At 45.4% G+C, this 12,305-nt stretch carries 16 protein-coding genes and 1 other RNA gene; 3 read left to right on the top strand and 14 right to left on the bottom strand.

The genetic code is table 11. The features are described 5' to 3' along the window. The first annotated feature begins 6 nt into the window (after positions 1-6). Positions 7-183, top strand: coding sequence for a hypothetical protein (locus QUA04_RS07030; protein ID WP_333255142.1), 177 nt, complete (start codon positions 7-9; stop codon positions 181-183). A gap of 122 nt (positions 184-305) precedes the next feature. Here the strand turns inward: QUA04_RS07030 and QUA04_RS07025 are convergent, their stop codons facing one another. Beyond that, the gene (locus QUA04_RS07025) at positions 306-2,246 is read right to left on the bottom strand and encodes an alpha-amylase family glycosyl hydrolase (protein WP_333255140.1); all 1,941 of its coding nucleotides are present in this window, start codon (positions 2,244-2,246) and stop codon (positions 306-308) included. Between the two features lie 29 nt (positions 2,247-2,275). On the opposite strand from QUA04_RS07025, the gene QUA04_RS07020 reads away from it, so the two are divergent. Next, a complete protein-coding gene (locus QUA04_RS07020) occupies positions 2,276-2,455 on the top strand; it encodes a hypothetical protein (RefSeq protein ID WP_333255138.1) in 180 nt (59 codons plus the stop codon). Between the two features lie 121 nt (positions 2,456-2,576). On the opposite strand, the gene QUA04_RS07015 is transcribed toward QUA04_RS07020, so the two are convergent. The 13 genes from QUA04_RS07015 to QUA04_RS06955 form a co-directional block, all read right to left on the bottom strand. After that, a complete protein-coding gene (locus QUA04_RS07015) occupies positions 2,577-2,789 on the bottom strand; it encodes a hypothetical protein (RefSeq protein WP_333255136.1) in 213 nt (70 codons plus the stop codon). Between the two features lie 318 nt (positions 2,790-3,107). Next, complete coding sequence (locus QUA04_RS07010) at positions 3,108-3,983, bottom strand: endonuclease/exonuclease/phosphatase family protein (RefSeq protein WP_333255134.1); 876 nt, start codon at positions 3,981-3,983, stop codon at positions 3,108-3,110. 208 nt (positions 3,984-4,191) lie between these two features. Continuing rightward, positions 4,192-4,662 carry a DNA phosphorothioation-associated protein 4 gene (locus QUA04_RS07005; RefSeq protein ID WP_333255133.1) on the bottom strand — a complete coding sequence of 157 codons (471 nt, stop codon included), beginning with the start codon at positions 4,660-4,662 and terminating at the stop codon, positions 4,192-4,194. Positions 4,663-4,729: 67 nt separating this feature from the next. Continuing rightward, positions 4,730-5,050: a nucleoside triphosphate pyrophosphohydrolase gene (locus tag QUA04_RS07000; protein ID WP_333255131.1), complete on the bottom strand. Its 321-nt coding sequence runs from the start codon at positions 5,048-5,050 to the stop codon at positions 4,730-4,732. Between the two features lie 12 nt (positions 5,051-5,062). After that, entirely contained in the window at positions 5,063-5,719 is a 657-nt protein-coding gene (locus QUA04_RS06995) for a Uma2 family endonuclease (RefSeq protein WP_333255129.1), read from the bottom strand. Next, positions 5,709-7,775: an AAA family ATPase gene (locus QUA04_RS06990; protein WP_333255127.1), complete on the bottom strand. Its 2,067-nt coding sequence runs from the start codon at positions 7,773-7,775 to the stop codon at positions 5,709-5,711. The genes QUA04_RS06995 and QUA04_RS06990 overlap by 11 nt, the downstream gene beginning before the upstream one ends. After that, complete coding sequence (locus QUA04_RS06985; RefSeq protein ID WP_333045185.1) at positions 7,772-8,047, bottom strand: hypothetical protein; 276 nt, start codon at positions 8,045-8,047, stop codon at positions 7,772-7,774. Before QUA04_RS06985 ends, QUA04_RS06990 begins: the two co-directional genes overlap by 4 nt. Before the next feature lie 84 nt (positions 8,048-8,131). Then, the gene (locus QUA04_RS06980) at positions 8,132-9,478 is read right to left on the bottom strand and encodes a DNA phosphorothioation system restriction enzyme (RefSeq protein ID WP_333255200.1); all 1,347 of its coding nucleotides are present in this window, start codon (positions 9,476-9,478) and stop codon (positions 8,132-8,134) included. Between the two features lie 90 nt (positions 9,479-9,568). Then, on the bottom strand, positions 9,569-10,144 hold the full coding sequence (locus QUA04_RS06975; RefSeq protein WP_333255125.1) for a Uma2 family endonuclease: 576 nt from the start codon (positions 10,142-10,144) through the stop codon (positions 9,569-9,571). Positions 10,145-10,178: 34 nt separating this feature from the next. After that, the gene (locus QUA04_RS06970) at positions 10,179-10,622 is read right to left on the bottom strand and encodes a hypothetical protein (protein WP_333255121.1); all 444 of its coding nucleotides are present in this window, start codon (positions 10,620-10,622) and stop codon (positions 10,179-10,181) included. A 198-nt stretch (positions 10,623-10,820) separates the two neighbouring features. Next, positions 10,821-11,201: a phasin-related domain-containing protein gene (locus QUA04_RS06965; RefSeq protein ID WP_333045180.1), complete on the bottom strand. Its 381-nt coding sequence runs from the start codon at positions 11,199-11,201 to the stop codon at positions 10,821-10,823. Positions 11,202-11,224: 23 nt separating this feature from the next. After that, positions 11,225-11,321, bottom strand: an RNA gene (gene ffs / locus QUA04_RS06960) — signal recognition particle sRNA small type. 23 nt (positions 11,322-11,344) lie between these two features. Then, positions 11,345-11,611: a YciI family protein gene (locus tag QUA04_RS06955; RefSeq protein WP_006632991.1), complete on the bottom strand. Its 267-nt coding sequence runs from the start codon at positions 11,609-11,611 to the stop codon at positions 11,345-11,347. 120 nt (positions 11,612-11,731) lie between these two features. Between QUA04_RS06955 and QUA04_RS06950 the strand changes: the two genes are divergently transcribed. After that, positions 11,732-12,286, top strand: coding sequence for a 2'-5' RNA ligase family protein (locus tag QUA04_RS06950; protein WP_333255119.1), 555 nt, complete (start codon positions 11,732-11,734; stop codon positions 12,284-12,286). Positions 12,287-12,305: the final 19 nt, after the last annotated feature.

Genomic DNA, 12,305 nt, shown 5'->3' with positions numbered 1-12,305 from the left:
AGGCAGATGTTTGTTCACGAACTACAGGCGGGACGCCCGTGCCACGATGCAGGCAGATGTTTTTTCACGATCGGCGATCGACTGCACATAGCTGCGGCAATTTACTGTTTTTCTCGTACTCTAGATTTGCGATCGCACGGCGTGACAAAGTTAATCGAGTCAGTGGAGTTGAAACTGCACTGACTCGATCGCTCCTTTCGCCCATTCAAGATGTGCGATCGCACTCTAGGTTGCAAAGTTGATTTGCTCAAGGTGATGTCACCGACTGGTTGATGCCGGCGATCGCACGGCGCCTCAGCTTGACTTTAGGGATGATTCGTCAAAATCAAAAATTCCGATGCTGGAATCTGTTGGATCTCGACATAGGCAGTCCCATCTTGTTGCTGCACTGACACCGTTGATCCCACCTGATGAGGACCCGTGTAACCCGGATTCCCTGCTTGGGCCGTATTCAGAATTACCGTCATTGAACTCCCGATCGGGTTGAGATTGGCATCCACTAACACTCTCGCTCCTCGATTATCCGTTCCGTGACTGTTTAGCACGCAAACCGCTTCTTCATCGTCTAAAACCCGCGACCAACCAATAATTTCTCCACTCAGTCCGCGATCGCCAAAGGGCAAGTTCAAGAAGGGAATCGCCGTTGGTCGCAAATACTGTCGTCCCAAGCGCAGCACAGGGAACTTTTTGCGGAGTGCCGCCATTGCCGCAATCCGAACATAGACAGGGTGATTCGGATCGAAACAGTGAGCACCCGCTGTCCCAAACGGCCCAAAGCCGGGTAAGTTTTCATCGATGGCTTGTAGTCCTGCTACTCCCGATTGCCGGGGATGCGAGGGGCCAAACATTGCTTCCCGCAAATAGCGATCGGATCGCTTCCAGTCGGGCAACCACTGGCGTTCAGACGGTTCTGGCCCCGCCAATGCCTGCTCGGTTCCCGCGTAAATGCAAGGAATCCCCAACGTGAACAGTTGCAATCCCACTCCCGCAATCACCTGATGGTCCGATGCGGCTTCGCTGGAAAAGCGGATTTTTTCACCAAATACATGATCGTGATCGTCCAAAATTGAAACATGACGCCGCCCGAGATTCCGATGTGAACCCATCACCGCGTTCATTGGATCGAACCCGTTAAAGTAGGCTGTTGGAGCCATGAGCCCTTTAGCAACCTGGTTAAGATTTCCCCGCATCTCCCCGATATCGAGAGCCGCGTTTAGATTCTGCCCCACCACATCCAGATAACGGTCTTCGTTGAAGTCTCCGCCTGCTATTTCTCCTACCAAAAAGAAGTCACTCTTACCCAGATTGGCCGCAAACTCCTTAATCGTCCCGCAGAAATTTCGGGCTTGCTCGTAGGTAACGTGTTTGAGCGTATCAATCCGAAAGCCATCGCAGTCTGTCAGGGCGATCCAGTATTTATAACACCGGGCTAAGTAATCTAAGAGATGGGGATAGTCCAACTGGAAATCGCGCAGCGTAATGAAATCCGAACGCCGGAATTCGGCCTTGGGATCGTCGAGATCCCCCCGCCCTAAATCGCCCTTTCCGGCACGAGTATAGCAATCTGGTTCCTGGAGTTCGATCGGCCAGACTCCTTCCGCCTCGGTTTGAGGTTGCCCCGCAATGGGTTGTCCGCGATCGCCTACCCACGACCCAAACTGATACCAACCAGTTGTATAGGGTGGTTCCCATTCTCCCCCAGGGGTACCAGGAGCATAAAACCAGTTAGATCCTGAATGGTTAAAAATGATATCAAGGATAATGCGTAGCCCCTTGGAGTGCGCTTTATTGACCAGACTGACCAAATCTTGGCGAGTCCCAAAGCGAGGATCGACCTCTAGAAAATCTTGAATGCCGTAACCGTGATAGCTATCCAAGTGACCCCGCTGCTGAAAGATTGGCCCTACCCAGATCGTTGTCACGCCTAGTTGGTTGAGATAATCCAGCTTTGACTCTAATCCTTTGAGCGTCCCACCCTGCCACCGATCGCCTCCGGATTCTGCCCACTTGTCAAATTGCCAAGGCTGTCCATTCGGCAGATTAGGTCGGGCCTGATTGAGTTGCTGCCGATTAAGTAGAGGGCGTTTGTCTTCCTGACCATCGCTAAAGCGATCGGGTAAGAGAAAATAGAGGACTTCATTTCTCCAATCTGCAGAGGATGGAAAGTAACTCTCACGTCGCGGTAAAGAAAAATCTTTTAAACTATCTGGGCGCTTCTTGGTGAGATTCTGATCGGCAAATGTCATAGGAATTACCTCAAGATTGGTGAATATTATTGCTCGGTGAAACTTCTGTATTTTCCAACGAAGACTACTTTGTCATCCAGTCCCCATTGGCGGGCGATCGCCTCCTGGCAAAGTCGATCGGCTCAATGTCATTGAGCCTCCTGTTTGGGTCTGGCGATCGTGTTTTGTCCTCCAAAGAAGCGATCGCCCAATCTTGCACGATAGGTTGAAGCTTTATAGTAACCTTGCTATAAAATAATTAGTCATCCGTTCTTTTTGTTTATTGCTGATGTCTGTGCGAGTCAGAGTTAAGGCTTGTTTTTCAGTTTCATTCAGCTTCTTGACACCCACTCAGTAGCGTTCGAGCGATTCTTTGTCAAGGGTAACAGCATAGCCCCTTGACTGTCGGCTTATTTCTGACACTCTCAATTCAATGTAGTCTGACATACTCGCAGCTTCTACTGCTTGCAATGCTTCCTCCAAGTCCTTACTAACTGTTTGCGATGTACTATAGACACCGATCGCTAGTCCTGCAATTAATGCGAATAGCCCGCTCGTAGCCAAGTAGCATTCTGCCTTTGAGTTTAAAGTTGTTCAACATAGATAGATTTGAGCCAACATTTTACTTCAATCAATAGCTACACTTCGGTAGGAAACGAGCGATGGCGCCACCCGCCATCGCTCGCGACCTACTCAACTTCTTCATCTAAACCTCCCAGGATACCCGCACTTTGTTTCACTGCATAGGGGGTCTTCTGCCAGTAGGGGTCTATAATACTCGTTACCAAATTCTGCACGGGTAGATTTAAATTATACCATTATGTACGGTGGGAAGTACCCTAATTAGTGAAGTTTTCCGAGAGCGGGCGATCGATCTTAAGTTTAATTGATGCTATTGCTTATACCGCTTAATTTTAACAAAATTAATTCTGCTGCTATCGGCAAATGATCAGACTCGGTTGCCTCCAAAACCGAACTCAATTTAGCACCCCAATGCTTTGAATACCAAATATAATCAATCCGGAAAACCGGATAATTTAATCTCCAATTCGAGCTTTTTACCAAGAACTTAAGTTCCCAACCGTGAGGCCAGGTAAAACCAAACCCAAATCCAGATTTTCGGAAAGAATCTTGCATGACTTTCTGCACCCTCTCATAGTCTTGAGTTTCGTCTGTCATATTAAAATCCCCCGCGACAATTACTGGCAGAGTTTCTCGCTCAACTCGCTGCACTAAGTCTTGAATTTCAGGCGCTCGTTTGTCATATTTGTAAACTGGAATTTTGAGAAAACGCAATTTTTTAGCTCTGCTCAACCACGGCCCGGTAGCTTGCATATTATAAATCACTACTTCTTCTTCGTTAAATTTAATAATTGCCCGCTGCTGCGTTTCTGGATGGTCTGCTAAGTGCAATATTTCGCTCGATACAATCGGGTATTTACTGAGAATTCCTACAGGGGGAGTACCAATTTGATAGGGGTAGTCTGCTTTTAACCACGTGAAAATTCTTTTGGTATGTTTCTGAACGATTTCTTGTAAAAATATAATATCTGGTTTTTGCTGGTTAATCAGTTTTAGTAAAGTAGGTGACTGAGTTTTATACCAACTGAGGTTATGAGATAAAACTTTGATGCTGGGCTGAGAATCTGTGATGTTGATGGGTGCGGGAGAAAAGTATTTGACGTGCAGCCAACTTATTAGGAGAAGGCCGGCGATCGCAGAAATAATAGTGAACCATCTTTTTTTGATAATTGACACTCCGATGATCGGAAGCAAGAAAATTGGGAATAAAATTAAGGGGCTAAAAGTGCTAATTAAGGCAATAATCCACAGTCGATCCCAAAAAATTAATTTGAGAATGAAATAGCAGATAATGAATCCTGAGTAGCTGTAAGCGAAAATTTTTGCAGATTCCTTGAGTCCTTTCTTTATGATCTCTGCTAATACATACTTCATTGGGAACCTATTAAAATAAGAACTTGCTTAAATCGAATTCTTCATTTGACCTATGTTGGTTGTCTCTTTCAGAAATCAAAACCAACAACAGGCGATCGGTATAATCCGCCGCACCCCGCAACTCTTCGCGCAAAATTTCCAGTCCGCCATTAGCATATTCTTCAAAAATTTGCAAGCGTTCTGCTTCCAATTGTTCGTCGAAATGGGAGAGAATTTGAGGATTTTTGGTTTCGGCGATCGCAATTAATTTAATCGCCATATCGTAACCCCTGGATACAAAGATATCAACATCGATCGCACCCGGTTCTCGTTTAGAAATTTCCCCCAAAGGCGATCGTTTTTTCCGCTGCTTTCCCAAGGATGCGGCGAAAGCGATGACATCGGCGTAAGTTTGGAAAGGGCCCGTGTTGTTATCCGATAAAGTTAATGATTTAACTAACTCCGCTTTATCTTTAGCAATTCTAATTTTGTTAGCAGCCATTGCCATAATATCTAGTTTCTAACTATAATACATCTCGCAAATCTCCAACAGTCCGCACAGGCGCACTTCACCATGTCCGCAACAACATAATTTTTTGTGCAAAACCTCCTCTTGCTTCTCGCCGCTTCATTTGTTCAGCCAAAAGCCGATCGCCCGAAATGCCAAAACTCGCCATCACCGCATCTATTACCTCATACAAATCCGCCAATTCCGCCACCAAATCTTCCTCATCAGCCTCCGCCGCTTCCCCCGCTTCTTCAATCAATTTCTGCAGCAAAGCTTGACGGTATTCTGCCTCCGACAAAATTACAACCTCGCATTCATTCCCGCTTTGGCGAATAATTTCAGGAATGCGATCGCGCACCAACTTATGATACTCTTTTTCCACGTTAAACTCCCTTCAACCTTGACTAAAAGTTTGAATCAACCAGCGATTAATTTCCCCATCATCTTGGGTTTGACTCCGGTTCAAAGCTTCCTCAACTAACGCTATTTCTAAGCCAGGTAAAACCCGCGACTCTTGAATTCTCCCGCTACCTCCGCCATTAATCGCAAACGCAAAAACCTCCCGCGTGTTTGCACGTTCAACCCAATATTCACTGATTCCTGCATTTTCGTAAAGCAACCGCTTACTGCCTAAATCATCGTTAAAAGAAGATGCCCCAATTTCTATTACCAAATTAGGCGGATCGTATTCATCCAAATCAACAGGTGAATTGCTGTCATTAGGAGGAACTCTCAAATCTGAACCGATGTAGTAAGCTAAATCAGGTTGAAACTCGCGAATACCTGCTTTCCTAAAACTGGCATTAGCAAATTGAACTACTCGGATATTTCTCAATGTAGCAAACAGAATAACTACATACGGGATGATTGAATTATGACGCGCGTGCAATGGCCCTACTGGTGACATTTCAATCCTCATGTGTTCTTGATAGTAATAGAACTTGCCCTTTTCCCATGCTGAATTCTCGGCAAAATTTAGAAACTCTTCCCACGTCGCCTTCACCCAAATATCCGTTTCCAAAACCTGCGTAATTGCCGAATTAGAAGCCATAATCCACCTCTACAATTTCTGTATATTCAAATTCATTCGGACTGCGCCTAACTAAAGGATAGCGCGTCCCGCCGAGTTCGATCGCATCTTCTTCACAATCAGCTTTCGGAGAATTGTACACCAGCACGTATTCCCTACCGGTGCAACTTTCCATTTCTTGAGCAACTTCTCCGCGCCACTGAGTTTTTGTTACTAAAACTACCAATTGATTCGCCAACTTCGGCAGCTTATTTGCAATTTGCTTGCGATAAATCTCGTCCAAACTACCAAAGGGAGAATCCATCACAATTGGAAACGTACTGCTATCCGGGCCCATCAAAGTATTTTTTTGACTCCACTCCCGCACACCGTCAATAATTCCGCCGATAAACGATAAACTGAGAATTTGATTTTCTCCTGTAGAAGCGGCAACTAAAGATTCTTTGCCAGACGTATTTTCTACTAGCGTCAGTTCGTATTTATCGCTCAGCTTTGGGATGTAAGGAGTAAAAGAAATTTGACTGAAAATATCTTGCACTCGCTTTTCTAGCTGAGAACAAAACTGTTTTTCTAAGCGCGCTCGCACTTCAGTTAGGCGATCGATCGCATCCTGAGTCGCAGCAATCCGGCGCTGGGCTAATACTTGCCTTTGCTCATTCAGTTGCTGCTTATCGATTTGCTTGTCCAAAGCCGACACCTGCACATTCAAACTCTCAATCTGCTGCTGGTTAGAGCCTGTTTCCCGGTGCAAATCGCCAATTTTGGCCTCAATTTCATCCAAGCGCTTTTGCAAGCGGCTGACATCGCCGTCAGGAAAATTTCGCAGCTTGTTGTGAATATCGTCTAACTGCGTTTCCACGCGAGAAAGTTCGGTTCTGTCGCGGCTGATATTGCCTTGCTGTCGGTCAATTTCCTCCCAAAAATCAGCCACTTGTTTATCAATTTCATTTACCCGATCGCTAATCCGAATAGTTGTTTCTTCCACATCGCCAACACCCGCCTTATCCATCCAACCGCTAACCTGTTGGTGAGATTCAGAACCCTCCACTAATTCCGCACCGCAGATACACCGCTGCTGTGCTAATAACTCTTCCAAAAACGGTCGCTGAATCCCCGAAAGCAACTCGCCTTTTTCCCGCAAACCCCCGACAATCACTTCAAATTCAGCCGCCGCATCCGACAGAAATACCGCGTAACCGCGCACAGAGATTGCTCGTTTTAAAGCATCTGTAGCCTGTAAAATTTGTTGCTTAAATAAACTTTTCTGGATTTCCAATTCATCTCGCAACTTTTGTAAATCCGCAGCACCGCTAAGTTCCAACAAGTTACCATTAACTGCTTTTTTTAACTCCCCTTGGTTCACCAATTCCCGCTCAATTTCTACTTGTCTGCTCGAAAGTTGCTCAGCTTCTTGCTCAATTTTTTGCTTGTCTTTTAAAAGTTTCTTCGTTTCAGCATTCCCAATTATATTTAAATCTGTCTCTAGAGATTTTTTGGCTTCTCCTAAATGCCGGAGCGATCGATTCAACACTTCCACCCCCAGCAACTCCTTAGTAGCTTCCGCAATTTCGGCCTTCTTGTCATAGCGGACAATTTGCTCGATTCGCTCCCCATCAAAAAAGAAATATTTATGTAAACTTTCCGGCAAAATCCGCCCGATAATATCATCGGGATGCTGCTCCGGCTTCAGCCACAGACCGTTATCTTTTGCTACAGTCAGAAACAATTCATCCTTGCCATGTTCTACATTGTTTTCACTTTTATAAGCACGACGAATTCGTCTTGCTTGGTAGCGCGTGCTGTCGTGTTCAAACACAATTTCCGCCCAACAACCTACGGCTTTTCCCATTTCCGCCTCAGCCAGAGCGCGCTTGTTTACTAATTGTTCTTCCGCCGCAAAAGCCGCGCTAAATTGTCCGTAAAGTACCCACGTAAAAGCATTCATTAATGCCGTTTTTCCAGCGCCGTTATTACCGTGAATTACTGTAATATTTTGCCGACCCCAAGCTAGTTTAATTTCAGGACTTTTGCCGTAAAATTGACGAAAATTGCAGAGAGTAATTGAGATTAACTTCATACAATTGCTTCCTTAATGATTTTTAAAATGTCATCGTTAATGTGGCGGGGAGCTCTCATGTACAACTTATCTTTTTCAAGTTCCAATACCCGCTCGATAATTTGTCGCACTTCGGGCGGCGCGCTAGTAATAGGTTGCTGTACGTCGCTGAATTCCTGATGAGTTTGATAAGAAGAACGCTTTTCTGCTAAAATGCTTGTCGGTAAGGCTGCGATCGCACTATCTTCATATCTAAATGCCATAATCAGATTTTCATGCAGATTTTCAGTCATTTTTTTTCAATTATTAAAACTAGCAACTCAAACTGCGATCAAATAATTCTCTATTGTCAAACATAAACCGAAGCTTAATAAATGTCAAATGTCTAATAGACCGTACCGTCTCTGAAGTTGCAACAATTTCACTCTAGCTTCCCCAGCATTGTCAGCTAAATCGGCAAATTCCAAGAACCGCCTCAACTCTTTTCGCAGCAAATTGCGCTCAACTTCTAAGGTTTCTCTGCCCAAATCTGGAGGCAAAACTATCATGTCAAATAAAGTTGCCCTTTCCTTCCCCGGATGTGGCCGCAAAATCCGTCCTCGGCGCTGAATAAACTGGCGCGGATTGCTGCTGCTTGCTAAAATTACAGCATTGCGAATTGCGGGAATATCAACGCCTTCATCCAAACAGCGAATCGCTACCAAACCCTGCAATTCTCCACTCTCAAATTGGTGGCGCAATCGTTCTCTTTCTCCTAAAGGAGTTGCCGCAGTATAAGTGTTAACTCGGTAGCCTAATTCTGAACCCAATAACTTCGCGGTTTCTGTTAGTTGGCGGTTGTTATTTCGGCGCGCACCTCCTTCGATCGCACCGTCGCCGCAGTAAAATAAAGTATGGCTTGTGTCGAGACGGTGAATCATTAATTCTCGCAAAGCTACTAATTTATTAGCCGCCGCTCCAATCAACCGGGCTCGCTGCATTAATAAAGTTGTTAAAGCATCGTTTTCTTCTACTTTTTCATCGCCCCAAAGCGCCCAGCCAATCTTTTGAGTTAAGCGGGAATACTTGCGGGTTTCGGCTTCTGTCAATTCTACTAAAATTGGATAGTATAAATAATGTACTAATGCTTTTTGGCGGATGGCGTCGGCTAAAGTGAGTTCCGGCTGCAAAACTGGGCCGAAATAATCTAAAATAGCTTCAGTTCCTTGTTCGTCGAAATGCCTTTCTGGGGTGGCGGAAAGGGCGAGTCGCAGTCCAATATTGCGCGGCAAACTTTCTCCTAAACGGGGCGCGCCTAAGTTGTGAACTTCGTCTCCAATAATCAGGGTTTTTTCTGGGAAATAGCGCAGTTGCGATCGCAAACTATCTCCCATTAAGGTAGCGTTAGTAGTGATGATTGTGAGAAATCGCTGATCACCCGATCGCACTTCATACAAACCCCCAGCCAGCTTATTCTGCCAACTGCGGGCGCTATCAAAAGCCAAAATAGGTTTTAAACCAAATTTCTCCGATTCGCGTGCCCACTGATTCACCAGGTGGCAGTAAGGGCAAATTACGAGGAGGACTTGCAGGTTAATTTTATTGTATAATTCAGTGGCGATCGCCAGCGCAGTAATCGTCTTGCCGCTACCCGTCGCCATCTTCAGCGTACCGCGTCCCTGATTCGCAAACCAATTAGCAACCGCCAGTCGCTGATACTGTCGTAATTGCAGCGATGGCGGCATTTTCGGAAATCCAAATTGCGAATTATTAGCCGTTGAGCGATTCACCTTTAAATGCCGTTAGATGCAATATTCCCTATACTCAACTGTAACTCACGGGCGAGCCAACCTTAACAGCCCAAACAAATCATCCGCCGACAGTTGCAAATCCGACAGCACATCGAGCACAGGTAAAATATCCTCATTCTCTTTCGCCTCTGGTTGCTGCTGCGGTTTAAAAACAAGAACTAATTTTTCTGCCGGGTCAATCAACCAACCCAGTTTAGCATTGTGATTTAAGCAAAACAAAATATTATTAATGACCCGAGTTGGATTTTGATCCGGCGATAAAATCTCTATTGTCCAATCCGGCACAATTTCAAACCTATTTTCTATTTCTCCATTAGCATTGAAAGGAATGCGCGACCACTCAAACACTGCTATATCGGCCACAAGAGAACGTCCCCCAAAAGTGCAGCGCAATTCTGGAAACGCATAAGCTAACTTCTGCGGTTTGCCAACTCGATTAATAACAGATGGAAACTCGAATTGTAACGTGCTGTGTTTTCCTTGCGGCATAGCTTTTTGATAAAGTTGACCGTCAACATACTCGCTAGCAGGCTTAGTCTCTGGCAATAGCAGAAACTCTTCCAGAGAAATCTTTGACGGAGACTGAATTGACGTTACCATAAGCCATTAACCCCTCAACAACTCAACTCCCGCCTTAAAAATTCATATCGCTGTCAGTTTCCCAATCAGCACAACTCTCCGATTCCACACCGGTAGGGTGCATCGCACAAACCAACAAATTTCCCCCGTAAACTTGACCGTGATAGTTGCGACAACCGCGACAAGCCGGCTGCTGCGTCGGCGAAGGGTCTACATAAGTCACCATCGACAAATCTATCTCATCAAACTCCGGGTCGAAGTCGCGGCAAATTTCAATTATCGGTTCGATAAATTCATTAAATAAACCGTCAAATTCATTGAAATAACCGTCAATGTCGTTAATCAGATTATTTTGTACTTGTTCTGTAAACTCTTCCGACATTTTTGCCAAAACGTCCAGCATTTCGACAAACTCTTCGCTCATTTCGCTGAAAAAATGCTCTACTTCAGAAACAGCATTTTCCATTACTCCGAAAAAATCTTTAGACCAATCTTCCATGAATTTGACAGCTTGCTATTACAAAATATTTTACATACAGGTGCAGCCAGCCTCATGCGAAGCGATCGCACCTACTTTCAATTCTATTACCTATTGCCGGATATCCGGTAAAGTCTGACAGGGGAGATATTCAAAAAGGGAACTCAAGAGTATTATCCTGAGTTCCCTTCATGCTTTGCTGGGCGAGCTTTTTTGAGTTTAATCTCGCTTCAGCCGCCGCAATTCCTCTTGTAAATTCTGCACCTGTTCGCGGAGCTTGTCTACGCCGCCTGTCTCTTTAACATCTTTTGCCGAAACATCTTCTTCCTCAGAAATAATTTCAATCCGCCGAGGTTCAGCCGGTTTTTGCTCCCGGGCCGATTCTACGGGAGGCTGCTGCTGAGCCTGTTGTACCATATCATCAACAAAGCGGCGAGCTTCTTCCGTTGACATCTCGCCACGCTTGACTAATTCGTCTGCCAGCTTTTGGGCTTCAGTGCGTAATTCAGTTAACTTGCTGCCAGCTTTTTCACCAGCATAGGAAGCTAGCCCGACACCAAGGTACACTGCTTTTTGTAAAATATCTCCGAAACCAGGCATAGGAGCTACACCTCATAAAACTGGGTGAACCGGAGACCACGCCTATTACAAGCATCCCGTGTTGCTGCTACCTTCCGGTCCTGACAAGATTTGGGCGTTGGAATCGCGTGGGTCCAGTTCATTTATGAGTATAACACAGTTATTTATTCTTCAACCACACACCAGTGATAAATTTCATAAATAACGCAACCATTCTTCACCAGCGGGTCTTCAGCGACGATCGCCTTCGCCTCATCCATCGAACCCGCCTCAAACAGCAACATACCGCCGCCCCGCCGCCCCCAGTAGCCAGTTTTCGCTCGGTGTCCTTTAGAAATCAACTCTCGGACATAAGCTCTGTGAGCTGGCACGTATTGGTCAAAGACAGGCTTTTCGACAATTCCTTGCTCAATTTTGACAAACCAAGGCATTTTTATTTGGGATTTTAGATTTTATATTTTAGATTGGGCATAGGTGATCAGCAATGGGATCTAGGGCAAATGCTCTATATTCCATTTTGCACCATCCTTTCTTAACTGCGATGTTATCCCATGAACCAGTCAAAACAGCGATTTTTTATTGCCCTAGTGCCACCGGGCGATATTGAACAGCACATTACTGAGATTCAACAGTATTTTGCGGAACACTACAACAGCCGCGGTGCTTTGAATTCGCCGCCGCACATCACGCTGCAACCTCCTTTTCACTTGTTAGCAGAGGATGTTCCCAAATTAGAGGAAAGTTTGAAGGAGTTTTCGGCAAATCGGCTGCCCATTCCCGTTACTCTATCCGGTTTTGCTGCTTTCGCGCCCCGCGTCATTTACGCTGATGTTGTCAAATCACCCGAATTGCTGGAGATTCACAAAGCTTTGATGAGTTATATGGAGGCAACTTTGGGAATAGTCGATCGAGTTTCTCAAAGTCGCCCATTTGTACCACACATGACTGTAGCGTTTCGCGATTTAACTAAGGAGAATTTTCAAACGGCTTGGTTGGAATTTGCAGGGCGATCGCTCCACTTTGAGTTTACCGCTTCGGCATTAACTTTGCTGCTTCACGACGGCAGCCGATGGAACATCAGCAACCAATTCCCCCTTTCCGCCTAAACTCTCTCTCTTCTTTCTC

This window comes from Microcoleus sp. S13_C5 (assembly GCF_036700845.1).
GTDB lineage: Bacteria > Cyanobacteriota > Cyanobacteriia > Cyanobacteriales > Microcoleaceae > Microcoleus.
Note: the sequence above shows the minus strand (reverse complement) of the source record. Positions and strands in the feature narration are given on the sequence as shown.

What these genes read in the sequence shown, in the direction of transcription:
- QUA04_RS06975 (WP_333255125.1), bottom strand. Translation starts at nt 10,144, where the DNA reads ATGGTAACGTCAATTCAGTCTCCGTCAAAGATTTCTCTGGAAGAGTTT.
- QUA04_RS06955 (WP_006632991.1), bottom strand. Translation starts at nt 11,611, where the DNA reads ATGCCTTGGTTTGTCAAAATTGAGCAAGGAATTGTCGAAAAGCCTGTC.
- QUA04_RS07005 (WP_333255133.1), bottom strand. Translation starts at nt 4,662, where the DNA reads ATGGCTGCTAACAAAATTAGAATTGCTAAAGATAAAGCGGAGTTAGTT.
- QUA04_RS06995 (WP_333255129.1), bottom strand. Translation starts at nt 5,719, where the DNA reads ATGGCTTCTAATTCGGCAATTACGCAGGTTTTGGAAACGGATATTTGG.
- QUA04_RS06950 (WP_333255119.1), top strand. Translation starts at nt 11,732, where the DNA reads ATGAACCAGTCAAAACAGCGATTTTTTATTGCCCTAGTGCCACCGGGC.
- QUA04_RS07025 (WP_333255140.1), bottom strand. Translation starts at nt 2,246, where the DNA reads ATGACATTTGCCGATCAGAATCTCACCAAGAAGCGCCCAGATAGTTTA.
- QUA04_RS06965 (WP_333045180.1), bottom strand. Translation starts at nt 11,201, where the DNA reads ATGCCTGGTTTCGGAGATATTTTACAAAAAGCAGTGTACCTTGGTGTC.
- QUA04_RS06980 (WP_333255200.1), bottom strand. Translation starts at nt 9,478, where the DNA reads ATGCCGCCATCGCTGCAATTACGACAGTATCAGCGACTGGCGGTTGCT.
- QUA04_RS06985 (WP_333045185.1), bottom strand. Translation starts at nt 8,047, where the DNA reads ATGACTGAAAATCTGCATGAAAATCTGATTATGGCATTTAGATATGAA.
- QUA04_RS06990 (WP_333255127.1), bottom strand. Translation starts at nt 7,775, where the DNA reads ATGAAGTTAATCTCAATTACTCTCTGCAATTTTCGTCAATTTTACGGC.
- QUA04_RS06970 (WP_333255121.1), bottom strand. Translation starts at nt 10,622, where the DNA reads ATGGAAGATTGGTCTAAAGATTTTTTCGGAGTAATGGAAAATGCTGTT.
- QUA04_RS07030 (WP_333255142.1), top strand. Translation starts at nt 7, where the DNA reads ATGTTTGTTCACGAACTACAGGCGGGACGCCCGTGCCACGATGCAGGC.